Source organism: Sphingomonas naphthae (assembly GCF_028607085.1).
In the GTDB taxonomy this organism is placed as follows: domain Bacteria; phylum Pseudomonadota; class Alphaproteobacteria; order Sphingomonadales; family Sphingomonadaceae; genus Sphingomonas_Q; species Sphingomonas_Q naphthae.
This window is the reverse complement of record NZ_CP117411.1, coordinates 3,790,909-3,806,171: the sequence shown is the minus strand read 5'-3', so window position 1 is coordinate 3,806,171 and position 15,263 is coordinate 3,790,909. Positions and strand designations below refer to the sequence as shown.

The window sequence follows — 15,263 nt, the reverse complement described above, 5'->3', positions numbered from 1 at the left end:
CCTCGCGCGCATCCTACCCCAGCCGCTTCGCCCCGGTCTACCAGGGCCAGGCGAGGCCGACGCGGACGCCATAGCGCGCATAGGGCGCCTGCGGCCCCCGCAAGGCCGGCGGCTCGCCCGGATCGAGGCGGCGGGGGTGCGCCGCGAACAGGCGCCACACGGCGATGGCGCGCTCGCCTTGGGCATCGGGCACCTGATGATAGCGGCCGACATTCTCCAGCACGCCCTTCGCATCGACGATCCGCGCCGGGCGGAAATAGGCCGCGTCCCAGGCCTTGGTGGGCCGACCCTTTTCCCAGAAGCCGGTCGTGTCGCCCCGGAACAGCAGCATCCGCGCGGGCACATCCTCCCCGACCGGCACGGGGATCGGGCGGACGCACATCGCCAGCCCGATCGCCGCCAGCGCCGCGACGGCCGGCCCGCGCCGCCGCCGATCGCGCAGCCCGTCGATCAGGAACCAGCATCCCGCGACCAGCAAGGGGAACAGCCATTTGAAATAATGGGCGTTGGAATGATCCCAGATGCCGGGCGGCTGGAGATCGGTATAGGCGAGGAACAGCAGGCAATAGGGCAATGCGATCAGCGCGATCAGGCCGAGCAGCCGGCGGGCATGGCTGGGCAGCGCCCACGTCAGCGCGATCAGCCCGGCGAGGCCCGGCACGATCGCGGGAAAGCCCTCGATCAGCGAATGGCCGTCCGGAAACCACGGCCTGGCGCTCACCAGCACCACCGCCATCTTCCACGGCAGATCGGGCAGGTTGAAGCCCTGCAAGGCCGCCGCGACGGCATAGTCGCTCGCCCGCGGGCCATAGATCGCGCCATGCAGGGCGAGATAGGGCAGGACGAGCGCGAGGCCCGTTCCCACCGCGCACGCCATCGCGCGCAGCGTCAGGCGGCGCTGGCGATACAGCGTCCAGCCGACGACCAGACCGACCGTCGCGGAGGTCAGCGCCTCGGTCGGCCGCACCAGCGGCAACGCGCCGGCCAGCGCGCCCATCGCCACCATCAGCCGGTCGCGCACCCGATGCGACACCGGCGCCCGCCCCTCGGCGAGCAGATCGCCGGCCAGCGCGAGCAGCCACCACAGCAGCGCGGCCGACAGGCTCGTCGTCCACGGCACCACCCACAATTTGGCGTAGGGCCAGATCAGCAGGTTGGTCGCCACGAAGATGGCGGCCGACGCGCGCGGCCCGAGCCCCAGATGCCGCATCGTCCGCGCGAAGCCGACCAGCGCCACCCCGAACAGCAGGCAATCGGGGATCAGGAACGGGTCCGCCGGCATCACCCGCGCGAACGGGGCGGCGACCAGCGCATAGCCCAGTGGATACCAATGGTCCGCCGCGTCGAGGCCGCCATGCGCCAGCGCCACGGCCGAGCGCAGATAGCGCGCCTGATCGAAATAGCCCCACCATTTGGGGCCGTCGCCCTGCGGCAGCCCCGCCTGCACAACATAGCGCAGCAGAAACGCCAGCGCGGCGACCGACCCCAGCGCCCAGGGCGAGGCGGCGATGCGACGCGACAGCGCGCCGATGGCCCGGAACGGCATCCGGGTCGAAAGGTTGGTCAGGAGCCTGCCCCCGCTGGTCGCCGATCGGAAAGCCGCGCCCTAGCCTTTCCCTCCATAGGAAAGAAGCGTGATCGGCCATATCATGATCGAAAATGAACCAGAAAGGTCCGTCTTGCCCCTGCCCACCCCGCCCGTCGCGCCGACCAAGCCCCACAGCTTCACCCATCACGGCATCACCGTGGAAGACCCGTGGGCGTGGCTGAAGGATCCGAACTATCCGACCGTCACCAACGCGGAGGTGCTGGACTATCTCGCGCAGGAGAACGCCTTCTTCGAGGCGGCGATGGCGCCGCATCAGGCCACGGTGGACGCGCTGTTCGCCGAGATGAAGGGGCGGCTGAAGGAGGATGATTCCTCCGTGCCGCAGAAGGACGGCGACTGGCTCTACTGGTGGGCGTTCCGGCCGGGCGCGCAATATCGCTGCTGGTGGCGGCGGCCGGTGGCGGGCGGCGGGGCCGACGAATTGATCCTCGACGAGCCGGCGCTGGCCGAGGGGAAGGATTATTTCCGGCTGGGCGCGCTCGCCGTCAGCCCGGACGGGCGCTTCATGGCGTGGAGCGTGGACGACAATGGATCGGAACGCTTCACCTTGCGGGTACGCGACCTGATCGCGGGCGCCGACCTGCCCGACACCATCCCCGGCACGCTCGGCGGCGTGGCGTGGCAGGCCGACAGCGCCGCCTTCGCCTACGGCCTCGTCAACGATCAGTGGCGGGTGGACGTGGCGCAATGCCACCGGCTGGGCGGCGATGTCGCCGAGGATGTCGTGCTGTACCGCGAGGCGGACGAGGGCTTCCGCATCTCGATCGGCCAGACCCAGTCGCGGCGGTTCGTGGTGCTGTCGGCCGGCGACCATGTCACCAGCGAGGTGCGGCTGCTGCCCGGCGACGATTTGACCGGTACGCCGATCCTCGTCTCGCCGCGCATCGCCGGCCGCGAATATGAGGTGGACGAGCATGAAGGCACGCTCCTCATCCGCACCAACGATGCCCATGTGAACTTCCGCGTCGCCACCGCGCCGCTGGCGGCGCCGGGCGACTGGGCCGAACTGATCCCCGGATCGGACGATTTCTACATTCGCGGGCTTACCGCCTTCGCCGATTTCTTCACGGTCGAGGGGCGCGAGCGGGGGCTCGACCAGATCGTGCTGCACGATCATGGCAGCGCGGCCGGCCGGCGGGTCGCCTTTCCCGAGGCGAGTTACACCGCCTCCCTCGCCAACAATCCCGAATATGCGGTCGATCGGCTGCGGCTTTCCTACCAGTCGATGGTGACGCCGCCGACGGTGTATGATTTCCACGTCGGCGGGCGGGGGCTGGAAAGCCTGAAGGTGCAGGAGATACCCTCGGGCTACGATCCGGCGAAATATCGCACCGAGCGGGTCGAGATCGCCGCGCGCGACGGCACCGCCATTCCCGTCTCGATCGTCTATCCGGCCGATTTCGCGAAGGACGGCTCCGGGCCGCTCCATCTCTATGGCTATGGCGCCTATGGCCTCGCCATTCCGCCGGGCTTCTCGACCAGCCGATTGTCGCTGCTCGATCGCGGCTTCGCCTTCGCCATCGCCCATATCCGGGGCGGCGACGATCTCGGCTATCATTGGTATCTCGACGGCAAGCTGGAAAAACGCACCAATACGTTCGACGATTTCGTCGATGTGGCGAAGGGGTTGGTGGCGGAGGGCTGGGCCTCGCCCGGTCGGGTGACGGCCTCGGGTGGCTCGGCCGGTGGCGAACTGATGGGGGCGATCATCAACCAGGCGCCCGAATTGTGGGGTGCGGTGGTGGCGCATGTGCCCTTCGTCGACGTGCTGAACACGATGCTCGACGCCAGCCTGCCGCTGACGCCGGGCGAATGGCCCGAATGGGGCAATCCGATCGAGGACAAGGCCGCCTTCGAGCTGATCCGCAGCTATTCCCCCTACGATCAGGTGTCGGCGCAGGATTACCCCCCGCTCCTCATCATCGCCGGGTTGAACGACCCGCGCGTCACCTATTGGGAGCCCGCCAAATGGGCCGCGAAGCTCCGTGCGACCCGCACCGGCGATGCGATCCTGCTGCTCAAGACCAACATGGGCGCGGGCCATGGCGGCAAATCCGGCCGCTTCGATTCGCTGCGCGAGGTGGCGGAGGAATATGCCTTCCTGCTGTGGCAGCTCGGCGTGGGCTGATCCTCAGCCCCGGCGCAACCGCCCCCGCCCGAGCAGCAGCACACGAGAGAGGTGGAAGCGCAGGAACAGTCGGTGGAGCGTGAACGGCAGCGCGAGCGACAGCAGGAACTGGAGCCATAGCGGGGCATCCGCCGAAACCAGCGCATAATGCACCGCCTGATGGAGGAAGAGGATGGTGAGCGCGGCATCGCCGAGCGCGCTGAGCGTCGTCGCCAGCCGCGCGCTGCGCTCCATCACCTTGCTCGCTTCGATCAGCAGCAGCGACAGGCCCGTCGCCAGCATCAGGCCCAGGATCGGCGGCCCATACAGCGCCACCTTCATGTTGAGATCGTAGACCATCCCGAGCGGCAGGGTGGCGAGCGGCACCAGCGCCAGCAGCAGCGCGCCGCTGACCACCCGGCGCGGCGACGGATCGGCGAGGCGCAGCCGGTGACCGATCCACAGGAAGACCGCCGCGACCGGCGCGACCGCCACATTCCACGGCCCCGGCCAGCCGAGCCGGCCCGCGCCATAGCCCAGCGCCAGCCCGACCAGCAGGATCGCGATCAGCCCGGGCGAGCGCGGCGAACCGAACCAATGCAGCAGCGCGAGATAGAAGGCCTGCGCCAGAAACAGGCAGGTGACGAACCAGAAAGCGCCCATATGCGCCGTCAGCTTCGCCCCGCCATAGATCAGGACGAAGGCGATATCGGCCACGCCCTGCCAGTCGCGCCGCAGCACATGCACCGCCAGCAGCGCCCCGCCGATCAGCAGGATGTAGCAGGCATAAGGCACCAGCAGGGTGCGGGCGCGATGGCCGATATCGTCGCCGAGCGTCGCGCGGGGATGGGTGAAATAGCCGGACAGCAGGAAGAACAGGGGCATGTGGAAGGCGTAGATCGCCGCCATCAGCCAGGGCTCGCTATCCTGCCAGACATGGCCGATCACCACGAGCAGGATGCCGATGCCGCGCGCCACGTCCGCCCACAGAACGCGCGCCTTCGCCGTGTCCGCCATGCCTGCCGTCCCCCCGAGCCCCCGCCTGTTTAACGAGGGGGCGTGGCGGCGCAATGCGCGCGGCCCGCCGCCGCGCCCAAAAAACGCTGTCCTACAGCCCCCCGCTTGTGCCAGTGCCGCCGGACCTGATCCTCTCCCGCGAAGGGCCGTGGATCGAAAAGGGGCGATAGGATGCGAACGTCGTGAACTTCCGCCGGGTCGTCCCTATCTCTCCGGCTTGCCCCTGATGGCCCGCTAGGGGCATAAGCCCGCCGCCTTTCAACAATACAGGTCTCCCATGTCCGATATCTCGATCACGCTGCCCGATGGTTCCGTCCGCCAGGTCGCGGCCGGCACCACTCCGGCCGAGATCGCGGCGTCGATCGGGCCGGGGCTGCTGAAGGCCGCACTCGCCGCCAGGGTCGATGGCGAACTGCGCGATCTGAATCGGCCGCTCGACAATGATACGGCGCTCGCGCTGGTGACGGCGAAGGACGAGGCCGACGCGCTCGAACTCGTCCGCCACGATTATGCCCATGTGCTGGCCGAGGCGGTGCAGAGCCTTTTTCCCGGTACGCAGATCACCTTCGGCCCGGCGACGGACGACGGCTTCTATTATGATTTCGCGCCCGCCGAACGCCCCTTCACCGACGAGGACCTGCCCGCGATCGAGGCCGAGATGCGCCGCATCATCGCCGCCAACGAGCCGCTGGTCCGCGAAGTGTGGGAACGCGACGCGCTGATCGCCGCGTGGGAGAAGCAGGGCGAGCGCTTCAAGGCCGAATGGGCCGCGGAGCTTCCGCAAGGCGAGGAACTGACGGTCTATCGCGCCGGCGCCTTCTTCGACATGTGTCGTGGTCCGCATCTGCCCTCGACGGGCCGGCTCGACCCGGCCGCCTTCAAGCTGACGCGCGTGTCGGGCGCCTATTGGCGCGGCGACCAGAAGAATGCGATGCTGAGCCGCGTCTACGGCACCGGATGGCTCAACAAGAAGCAGCTCGACGCGCACCTCACGCGGCTGGAGGAGGCCGCCAAGCGCGACCATCGCCGCATCGGCCAGGAGATGGACCTCTTCCACCTCCAGCCCGAGGCGCAGGGCTCGGTCTTCTGGCACCCCAAGGGCTTCGTCATGTGGCGCGCGCTGGAGGCCTATATGCGCCGACGGCTCGACGCGGCCGATTATGCCGAGGTCAAGACGCCGCAGCTGATGGACGCGCGCCAGTGGGAGCAATCCGGCCATTGGGGCAAATATCGCGAGAATATGTTCGTCGTGCCCGACGAGGTGCCCAACACCGAGGATGAGGGCGCGGTGCTGTCGGGCGAGGGCGACCTGATGGCCTTGAAACCGATGAACTGCCCGGCGCACGTTTTGATCTTCAAGCAGGGCATCAAGAGCTATCGCGACCTGCCGATCCGCATGGCGGAATTCGGCTGCTGCCACCGCAACGAGGCGCATGGCGCGCTCCACGGCATCATGCGCGTCCGCCAGTTCACGCAGGACGACGCCCATATCTTCGTGCGCGCCGACCAGCTCGTCGGCGAGGTGCAACGCTTCTGCGACCTGCTCGACGTGATCTACAAGGATCTCGGCTTCGAGAGCTATGCGATCAAGCTGGCGCTGCGCCCGGAGAAGCGCTTCGGCACCGACGAGATGTGGGATTGGGCCGAGCAGAGCCTGCGTGACGCCGTCGCCGCGACGGGCCGCGCCACGGCGGAATTCGGCTGGGAGGAGCTGCCCGGCGAAGGCGCCTTCTACGCCCCCAAGCTGGAATTCCACCTTACCGACGCGATCGGCCGGACCTGGCAGTGCGGCACGCTCCAGACCGACACGGTCCTGCCCGAGCGGCTCGACGCGAGCTATGTCGGCGAGGATGGCCAGCGCCACCGCCCGATCATGCTCCACCGCGCCATCCTCGGCACGTTCGAGCGGTTTCTCGGCATCCTGATCGAGCATCACGCCGGCAAGATGCCGATGTGGCTGGCGCCGGTGCAGGCGGTGGTGCCGACGATCGTGTCCGACGCGGACGGCTATGCGGCCGAAGTGGTCGCGGCGCTCAAGGCGGCGGGGCTGCGCGCGGAGGCGGATCTTCGCAACGAGAAGATCAACTACAAGGTGCGCGAACATTCGCTCGCCAAGGTGCCGGCGCTGCTGGTGGTCGGCAAGCGCGAGGCCGAGGAGCGGACGGTGGCGATCCGCCGGCTCGGCGATCAGGGGCAGACCATCCTGCCGCTGGACGAGGCGATCGCGCGGCTGAAGGCGGAGGCGACCCCGCCGGATCTGGTGTGACGACGCGCCGTCGGGCGGTCGCCATGCCCGACAGCCGCAACTCGCTCTCGCCCGTTTCGCCGGTCACAGCCGGCGCATGCTCACATCCTGCGTGACGCTGGCGACGAGCCGGCCGCGCGCGTCGTGGATCGCGCCGCGCACCAGCCCGCGCCCTTCGCCCGCCCAGGGGCTTTCGGTGTGGCACAGCAGCCATTCGTCGGCGCGGGTGGCGCCGTGAAACCACAGGCTGTGATTGAGCGTCACGGTTGCCATGCGATGTGCGTCTGCCACGCGCAGGTGCGGCGCGCCGGGAGTCGCCGCGACCCAGAAATCGGACATGAAGGCGAGCAGGCATTGGTGCGCCGCCGGATCGTCCAGCATCGCCGCCGTTCGCATCCGCATCCAGTAATTGCGCTCGGCGGAGGCGGGCGGGCTGAAGAAGGCGGCCTCGGCATCGGGCAGGCGCAGGTCGATCGGGAAGGACAGGCCGAAATCGCCCGACAGGATCGCCGGCAGGCGATCGGCATGGGCGCGCATGAAATCGGCGATGTCGGGCAGCGTCTCGGGATCGGGCATGGCCGGCGGCACGGCGTGCTGATGCACGGGGCCGTCCTCGGCATCGTGGAAGGAGCAGAGCATCTCGAAGATCGCCCGCCCCGCCTGTTCGGCCAAAACCCGGCGCGAGGCGAAGCGCCGCCCGTCGCGCAGCACCTCGACGGTATAATCCACCGGCACGCCGATCGCCCCGGCGCGCAGATAATAGCCGGTCGCGCTATGTACCGGCCAGTCGGGCACGGTGCGCTGCGCCGCCGCCAGCCCCTGCGCGATCGGTTGCCCGCCGAAGATCGCGCCGGTGCCGTTATCCTGATTGTGGAGCGCGCGGAAGCGTAGCGGACCGGTCTGGTCGAGGCGCAGCAGATCGGCCGCCCCGATCCCTTTGCCGCCGCTCGCCGCACCCGTCATGCCGATCCCCTTCGCCGCCAGACCTACAGGTCCGGGGCGCAGGCGGCAAAGGCGTCAGGCGGGCATTTCCGCCAACAACGCCAGCACGGTTTCGGCATGTTCGGGCCGCGCGATCAACAGATCGGGGAGGTAGACGTCTTCATTGTTGTAGGTGAGCGGGCTGCCGTCGATCCGCGAGCAATGCAGGCCGTAGGCGCGCGCCACCGCGACCGGGGCGGCCGAATCCCACTCATATTGCCCGCCCGAATGGAGGTAGATGTCGGCCTCGCCCCGGATCACGGCCATCGCCTTGGCGCCCGACGAGCCCATCGGCACGAGTTCGACGCCGATCCGCTCGGCGATCGCGATCGCTTCCTTCGCCGGCCGGGTGCGGCTGACGACCATGCGCAGCCGTGCGGGTGCGGACGGCAGCGGCGCGACCTGATCGCTGCGCAGCACCGCGCCGACGCCCGGCAGCGCCACCGCGCCGACCTCCGCCACGCCGTCGATCGCCAGGCCGACATGCACCGCCCAGTCGGCGCGGCCCTCGCCATATTCGCGCGTGCCGTCGACCGGATCGACGATCCACACCCGGCTTTGCGCCAGCCGCGCGCCGTCGCACTTCATCTCCTCGGACAGCAGCCCGTCGTCGGGGCGTTGCTCGCGCAGGGCATGGACGAGGAACTGGTTGGCGGTCTGGTCGCCCGCCTTGCCGAGCAGTTTCTCCGAAAAGACCCCGCTGTTTCGCACTTCGAGCAGGATGCGCCCCGCCACCTCGGCCAGATGCGCGGCCAATTCGGCGTCGGTCATGATCCCGCTCATGGGATGATTTGCGCGACGATCAGGTCGGCGGCCTCCTCGGGGGTCAGGCGGGTGGTGTGGATGCGGATTTCGGGCGCCTCGGGCGGCTCGTAGGGGCTGTCGATGCCGGTGAAATTCTTGAGCTGCCCGGCCCGCGCCTTGGCGTAGAGGCCCTTCACGTCGCGCTGCTCGGCGTCGGCCAGCGGCGTATCGATATGCACCTCGATGAACTCGCCCGCCGCGATCATGCCGCGCACCATCGCCCGTTCGGCGCGGAACGGCGAGATGAAGGCGGTGATGACGATCAGCCCGGCATCGGTCATCAGCTTCGCGACCTCGCCCACGCGGCGGATATTCTCCACCCGATCGGCATCGGTGAAGCCGAGATCCTTGTTGAGCCCGTGGCGGACGTTGTCGCCGTCCAGCAGGAAGGTGTGGCGGTTCATCCGCGCCAGCTTCTTCTCGACGAGGTTGGCGATGGTCGATTTGCCCGCGCCCGAAAGCCCGGTGAACCACAGCACGGCGGGCTTCTGGTTCTTGAGCGCCGCATGCTGCTCGCGGCCGATGTCGGTCGCCTGCCAGTGGACGTTCTGGCTGCGGCGGAGGGCGAAGTGGATCATCCCCGCGCCGACGGTGGCGTTGGTGATCTTGTCGATCAGGATGAAGCCGCCGAGCGTGCGATCGGCGGGATAGGCCTCGAACGTGATGGCGCGATCGGTGGCGAAATTGGCCACGCCGATCGCGTTCAGCTCCAGCGTTTTCGCCGCCAATTGCTCCATCGTGTTGACGTTGACCTGATATTTGGGCGCCTGGATCGTGGCGCTCACCGTCTGCGTGCCGAGCTTCAGCCAATAGGGGCGGCCGGGCAGCATCGCCTCGTCGGCCATCCACACGATCGTGGCCTCGAACTGGTCGGCGGTCTGCGGCGGATTGTCCGCCACCGCGATCACGTCGCCGCGCGAGCAATCCACCTCGTCGGCGAAGGTGAGCGTCACCGACTGGCCCGCCACCGCCTGCGGCAGATCGCCATCGAAGGTGACGACCGACGTCACGGTCGATGTCTTGCCCGAGGGCAGCACCCGCACCGCGTCGCCCGGCTTCACGGTGCCGGCGGCGATCAGGCCGGAGAAGCCGCGGAAATCGAGATTGGGCCGGTTGACCCATTGCACCGGCATGCGGAACGGCTGACCCTGCGCAGAGGTGACGTCCAGCTCGACGGTTTCCAGATGGCCCATCAGGGTCGGCCCGTCATACCAGGGCGTGTTCGTGCTCGGCGCGGTGATGTTGTCGCCCTTGAAGCCGGAGATCGGCATCGGCGTGAAGGCCGTGATGCCGATCGACGCGGCGAAGGCGGCGTAGTCGGCGACGATCTCGTCGTAGCGCGCCCGATCATAGCCGATCAGGTCCATCTTGTTCACCGCCAGCACCAGATTGCGGAGGCCGATCAGGTGGGCGAGGTAGCTGTGCCGCCGCGTCTGGGTCAGCACGCCCTTGCGCGCGTCGATCAGGATCACGGCGAGGTCGGCGGTGGAGGCGCCGGTCACCATGTTGCGGGTATATTGTTCGTGGCCGGGCGTGTCCGCCACGATGAACTTGCGTTTTTCGGTCGCGAAGAAGCGGTAGGCGACGTCGATCGTGATGCCCTGCTCGCGCTCGGCGGCGAGGCCGTCGACCAGCAGCGCGAAATCGATCTCCTGCCCCTGCGTGCCGACTTTCTTCGAATCCGCCTCCAGCGCGGCGAGCTGATCCTCGAAGATCATCTTGCTGTCGTAGAGGAGGCGGCCGATCAGCGTGGACTTGCCATCGTCCACCGATCCGCAGGTGATGAAGCGCAGCAGCGACTTGTTCTGATGCTGGATCAGATAGGCGTCGATATCCTCGGCGATGAGCGCGTCGGTCTGGTAGATGGCGTCCTGGGTGGTCATTCGTTTAACCCCGTCATCCCAGCGAAAGCTGGGATCTTGTGCGGCAGGCGCGCGGCCTGTGGAGGGAGATCCCAGCTTTCGCTGGGATGACGTGCCGGCTCAGCCGCCACGTCAGAAATACCCCTCCTGCTTCTTTTTCTCCATGCTCGCCCCGCCCGCATCCTTGTCGATCGCGCGGCCCTGCCGTTCGGAGGTGGTGGTGAGCAGCATCTCCTGGATCACTTCGGGCAGTGTCCTGGCCTCGCTCTCGACCGCGCCGGTCAGCGGATAGCAGCCGAGCGTGCGGAAGCGGATCGAGCGTTCGACGGGGACTTCGCCGGGCGCCAGCGGGAAGCGGTCGTCGTCCACCATCAGCAGCAGCCCGTCGCGCTCCACCGTGGGGCGGGGCGCGGAGAAATAGAGCGGCACGATCTCGATGTCGTTCAGGTGGATATATTGCCAGATATCCAGCTCGGTCCAGTTGGAGATCGGGAACACCCGGATGCTCTCCCCCTTCGCCTTCTTGGCGTTGTAGAGGTTCCACAGCTCCGGCCGCTGGTTCTTCGGATCCCAGCGATGGTTGGCCGATCGGAAGGAGAAGACGCGCTCCTTGGCGCGGCTCTTCTCCTCGTCGCGGCGCGCGCCGCCGAAGGCCGCGTCGAAGCCGTGGAGGTCGAGCGCCTGCTTCAGCCCTTCGGTCTTCCACATGTCGGTATGGAGCGGGCCATGATCGAACGGGTTGATCCCACGCTCTTTCGCCTCGGGGTTCTGGTAGACCAGCAATTCCATGCCGGCATCGCGCGCCGCCTTGTCGCGAAGATCGTACATGGCCCTGAACTTCCACGTCGTATCGACATGGAGCAGCGGGAACGGCGGGGGCGAGGGATAGAAGGCCTTGCGCGCCAGATGCAGCATCACCGCCGAATCCTTGCCGACCGAATAGAGCATCACCGGCCGCTCCGCCTCGGCCACCACTTCGCGCAGGATGTGGATGCTCTCGGCCTCGAGCCGCTGGAGATGGGTAAGGGTCTGGGACACCGGCACTTCCGTTCGCAAGATTCTCGCCGCCGCAGATCGATTGGGTCGTCGTTCGGCGCAAAGCACGGTTACTGTAGGCGCCCGAAGCTAAGCTAATCCCATTTGGGGGTGCGCCGAGGCATCGGGCACCCCATGTGCGGCCGCTCAGCGTATTGCGCCGCAACAGGCGATATGATCGAAGGGCAGTGATGATTCAGGCCGCGCTCCACCATTCGACGTCGTATCGCTACGACCATCCGGTCCTGCTGGGGCCGCAGACCATCCGCCTGCGCCCGGCGTCGCACAGCCGCACCGGCATCCCCAATTATTCGCTCAAGGTTTCGCCCGAGCATCATTTCATCAACTGGCAGCAGGACCCGCACGGCAACTGGCTGGCGCGGATCGTGTTCACCGAAAAGGTCAGCGAGTTCCGCGTGACCGTGGACCTGCTCGCCGATCTGGTGGTCTACAATCCGTTCGACTTCTTCCTCGAGGAATATGCCGAGCAGCGGCCGTTCGTGTACGCGGTCGATCTCGCCGCCGATCTCGCGCCCTATTTCGAGACGCAGGCGATGGGGCCGAAGTTCACCGAGATGGTCCACCGCTTCGCCGACGTCGAGATGCGGACGATCGACTTCCTGGTCGAGATCAACCGCGCGGTGAATCAGGCGGTCGGCTATGTCATCCGGCTGGAGGCGGGCACGCAGCAGCCCGAGGAGACGCTGGAATTGGGGACGGGATCGTGCCGCGATTCCTCCTGGCTGCTCGTCCACCTGCTGCGCCATCTCGGCTTCGCCTCGCGCTTCGTGTCGGGCTATTCGATCCAGCTGAAGCCAGACGTGGTGGCGCTGGATGGCCCCAGCGGCGTCGCGCAGGACGTGTGCGACCTGCACGCCTGGGTCGAGGCCTATGTGCCCGGCGCGGGCTGGGTCGGCATGGACCCGACATCCGGGCTGTTCGCGGGCGAGGGCCACATTCCGCTGGCCGCCACGCCGCATTACCGATCGGCCACCCCGATCGAGGGCGCCATTCTGGAGCCCGCGCGCACCGATTTCGATTTCGCGATGGACGTGCAGCGCATCGACGAAGCCGTCCGCATCACCAAGCCCTTCACCGATACCCGCTGGCAGGCGCTGATGGCGCTGGGCGAGAAGGTGGACGCCGATCTGGTCGCGGGCGACGTGCGGCTTACGACCGGCGGCGAGCCGACCTTCGTGGCGATCGACGGCGGCGAGGCGGGCGAGTGGAACGGCGACGCCGTCGGGCCGACCAAGGCCTTCTTCGCCGACAAGCTGATCCGCAAGATGCGCGATCGCTATGCGCCGGGCGGCATGATCCACCACGGCCAGGGCAAATGGTATCCGGGCGAGAGCCTGCCGCGCTGGGGCTATTCGGTCTATTGGCGGCTGGATGGCGTGCCGATCTGGCGCGACACCAGCCTGATCGCGCCGATGTTGCCGGGCGGCGGCGCGCCGATCGACCCGTCCGTCGCGGGCGACTTCCTCGCCGCCATGGCCGAGGGGCTGGGCGTCGAGGCGGAGAATATCCAGCCCGCCTATGAGGACGGCCTCGAATGGGCCGTCAAGGAAGCGGCGCTGCCCGACAATACCGACCCGACCGATCCGGCGATCGAAGACCCGGAGGCGCGGGCGCGGATGGTGACGGCGTTCGAGCGCGGCCTTTCCACGCCGGTCGGCTATGTCCTGCCCGTCCAGCGGTGGCAGGCGGCAGCCATGCCCGAGCCGCGCCGCTGGCGCAGCGAGCGGTGGCAGACCCGTCGCGGCAAGCTGTTCCTGGTGCCCGGCGACAGCGCGCTCGGCTATCGCCTGCCGCTGGGATCGCTGCCGCATATCCCCAAATCCGATTATCCCTATCTCCATGTGCGCGACACGACCGAGCCGCGAGAGCCCCTGCCCGATTTCCGCGACCAGCAGCCGGCGGCGGCCCCCGCCGCGCCGCAGCGGTCCGAGGCGGTGGCCTCGGCCGAGGGCGGCTATGCCCAGCAGGAGCGATCCGAGCAGCGCATCATCGAGGGCGCGGTGCGCACCGCCGTCACCGTCGAGCCGCGCGGCGACCATCTCGCCGTGTTCCTGCCGCCGACCGAGGCGCTGGAGGATTATCTGGAGCTGGTCGCCCAGGTCGAGCGCGCGGCGGAGGCGACCCGCATCCCGGTGCGGATCGAGGGCTATTCCCCGCCGCCCGATCCGCGCCTGCAAGTCCTGAAGATCACCCCCGATCCGGGCGTGGTCGAGGTCAACGTGCAGCCGGTGGGCAGCTGGGCCGAGACGGTCGACCTGACCACCAGCCTGTATGACATGGCGCGCGAATGTGGGCTGACCGCCGACAAGTTCATGGTCGACGGGCGCGCGATCGGCACCGGCGGGGGCAATCACCTCGTTCTCGGCGGGCGATCGGTGATGGACAGCCCGTTCATCCGCCGGCCGGACATGCTCAAGAGCTTCGTCCTCTACTGGCAGCGCCATCCGTCGCTTTCGTACCTGTTCTCCGGCCTGTTCATCGGCCCGACCAGTCAGGCGCCGCGCATCGACGAGGCGCGCCACGACGGCCTCTACGAGCTGGAGATCGCGCTGGCGCAGGTGCCGCGCCCCGGCGAGGGGCCGACGCCCGAGCCGTGGGTGGTCGATCGCCTGTTCCGCAACCTGCTGGTCGACGTGACGGGCAACACCCACCGCACCGAAATCTGCATCGACAAACTGTTCTCGCCGGACGGCCCGACCGGACGCCTCGGCCTCGTCGAGTTCCGCGGGTTCGAGATGCCGCCAGAGGCGCGGATGAGCCTCGCGCAGCAACTCCTGATCCGCGCGCTGACGGCGTGGTTCTGGCGCCAGCCGCAGGAAGGCAGCCTCGTCCGCTGGGGCACGACACTCCACGATCGTTTCCTGCTGCCCCATTTCGTGTGGGAGGATTTCCTCGGCGTGCTCGCCGATCTTCGCTCGGCGGGCTATGATTTCGATCCCGACTGGTTCGAGGCGCAACGCCAGTTCCGCTTCGCCAAGCATGGCGATTTCGTCGCCGGCGGGGTCAAGCTGGAGATCACCCAGGCGCTGGAGCCGTGGCATGTGCTGGGCGAGACCGGGGCGATCGGCGGCACGGTGCGCTATGTCGACAGCTCGACCGAGCGCGTGCAGGTGAAGGCCGACGGGCTGGTGCCCGGCCGCCACGTCGTCACCTGCAACGGCCGCGCGGTGCCGATGGCGCCGACGGGCGTGCCGGGGCAGGCGGTGGGCGGCGTGCGCTTCAAGGCGTGGGCGCCGGCCAATTGCCTGCACCCGCGCCTGCCCGCCAACGCGCCGCTCACCTTCGATCTGGTCGATACGTGGAACAGCCGCTCGCTGGGGGGCTGCATGTACCACGTCGCCCACCCCGGCGGCCGCAGCTACGACAATCTGCCGATCAACGATTATGAGGCGGAGGCCCGGCGCAAGGCGCGGTTCCAGGATCATGGCCATACGCCCGGCCGGGTCGAGGCGCCGGCGGCGGAGCGGGCGAGCGAATTTCCGATGACGCTGGACCTGCGCGCGCCGGGGCCGCGCGGGTAGCGATGGCGATGGGGGGCAAAATGAAGTTCCTCCCCTGCAAGGGGAGGGGGACCATCGCGCA

Annotated in this window: 9 protein-coding genes; 3 read left to right on the top strand and 6 right to left on the bottom strand. The window is 68.3% G+C overall.

All coding sequences use genetic code 11. The features are described 5' to 3' along the window. Positions 1-37 precede the first annotated feature (37 nt). Entirely contained in the window at positions 38-1,546 is a 1,509-nt protein-coding gene (locus PQ455_RS18345; protein ID WP_273687843.1) for a hypothetical protein, read from the bottom strand. A 133-nt stretch (positions 1,547-1,679) separates the two neighbouring features. On the opposite strand from PQ455_RS18345, the gene PQ455_RS18340 reads away from it, so the two are divergent. Continuing rightward, the gene (locus PQ455_RS18340) at positions 1,680-3,737 is read left to right on the top strand and encodes a S9 family peptidase (RefSeq protein WP_420542812.1); all 2,058 of its coding nucleotides are present in this window, start codon (positions 1,680-1,682) and stop codon (positions 3,735-3,737) included. A 3-nt stretch (positions 3,738-3,740) separates the two neighbouring features. On the opposite strand, the gene PQ455_RS18335 is transcribed toward PQ455_RS18340, so the two are convergent. Further along, the gene (locus tag PQ455_RS18335; RefSeq protein WP_273687842.1) at positions 3,741-4,733 is read right to left on the bottom strand and encodes an acyltransferase family protein; all 993 of its coding nucleotides are present in this window, start codon (positions 4,731-4,733) and stop codon (positions 3,741-3,743) included. 277 nt (positions 4,734-5,010) lie between these two features. Between PQ455_RS18335 and thrS the strand changes: the two genes are divergently transcribed. Beyond that, complete coding sequence (gene thrS / locus PQ455_RS18330) at positions 5,011-6,999, top strand: threonine--tRNA ligase (protein WP_273687841.1); 1,989 nt, start codon at positions 5,011-5,013, stop codon at positions 6,997-6,999. Positions 7,000-7,062: 63 nt separating this feature from the next. On the opposite strand, the gene PQ455_RS18325 is transcribed toward thrS, so the two are convergent. The 4 genes from PQ455_RS18325 to cysD all read right to left on the bottom strand — a co-directional run bounded on the left by PQ455_RS18325 (position 7,063) and on the right by cysD (position 11,663). After that, positions 7,063-7,941 carry an acyl-CoA thioesterase gene (locus tag PQ455_RS18325; RefSeq protein WP_273687840.1) on the bottom strand — a complete coding sequence of 293 codons (879 nt, stop codon included), beginning with the start codon at positions 7,939-7,941 and terminating at the stop codon, positions 7,063-7,065. 54 nt (positions 7,942-7,995) lie between these two features. Beyond that, positions 7,996-8,730, bottom strand: coding sequence for a 3'(2'),5'-bisphosphate nucleotidase CysQ (locus tag PQ455_RS18320; protein ID WP_273687839.1), 735 nt, complete (start codon positions 8,728-8,730; stop codon positions 7,996-7,998). An 8-nt stretch (positions 8,731-8,738) separates the two neighbouring features. After that, on the bottom strand, positions 8,739-10,646 hold the full coding sequence (gene cysN, locus PQ455_RS18315) for a sulfate adenylyltransferase subunit CysN (protein ID WP_273687837.1): 1,908 nt from the start codon (positions 10,644-10,646) through the stop codon (positions 8,739-8,741). A gap of 111 nt (positions 10,647-10,757) precedes the next feature. Further along, complete coding sequence (gene cysD, locus PQ455_RS18310) at positions 10,758-11,663, bottom strand: sulfate adenylyltransferase subunit CysD (RefSeq protein ID WP_420542811.1); 906 nt, start codon at positions 11,661-11,663, stop codon at positions 10,758-10,760. 188 nt (positions 11,664-11,851) lie between these two features. Between cysD and PQ455_RS18305 the strand changes: the two genes are divergently transcribed. Further along, positions 11,852-15,202 (top strand): transglutaminase family protein, encoded by a 3,351-nt coding sequence (locus tag PQ455_RS18305; RefSeq protein ID WP_273687833.1) that lies wholly within the window; start codon positions 11,852-11,854, stop codon positions 15,200-15,202. Positions 15,203-15,263: the final 61 nt, after the last annotated feature.

Excerpts from the sequence above, each read along its gene's own strand:
- PQ455_RS18335 (WP_273687842.1), bottom strand. The coding sequence starts at position 4,733 with ATGGCGGACACGGCGAAGGCGCGCGTTCTGTGGGCGGACGTGGCGCGC.
- PQ455_RS18325 (WP_273687840.1), bottom strand. The coding sequence starts at position 7,941 with ATGACGGGTGCGGCGAGCGGCGGCAAAGGGATCGGGGCGGCCGATCTG.
- PQ455_RS18305 (WP_273687833.1), top strand. The coding sequence starts at position 11,852 with ATGATTCAGGCCGCGCTCCACCATTCGACGTCGTATCGCTACGACCAT.
- PQ455_RS18320 (WP_273687839.1), bottom strand. The coding sequence starts at position 8,730 with ATGACCGACGCCGAATTGGCCGCGCATCTGGCCGAGGTGGCGGGGCGC.
- cysN (WP_273687837.1), bottom strand. The coding sequence starts at position 10,646 with ATGACCACCCAGGACGCCATCTACCAGACCGACGCGCTCATCGCCGAG.
- PQ455_RS18345 (WP_273687843.1), bottom strand. The coding sequence starts at position 1,546 with ATGCCGTTCCGGGCCATCGGCGCGCTGTCGCGTCGCATCGCCGCCTCG.
- thrS (WP_273687841.1), top strand. The coding sequence starts at position 5,011 with ATGTCCGATATCTCGATCACGCTGCCCGATGGTTCCGTCCGCCAGGTC.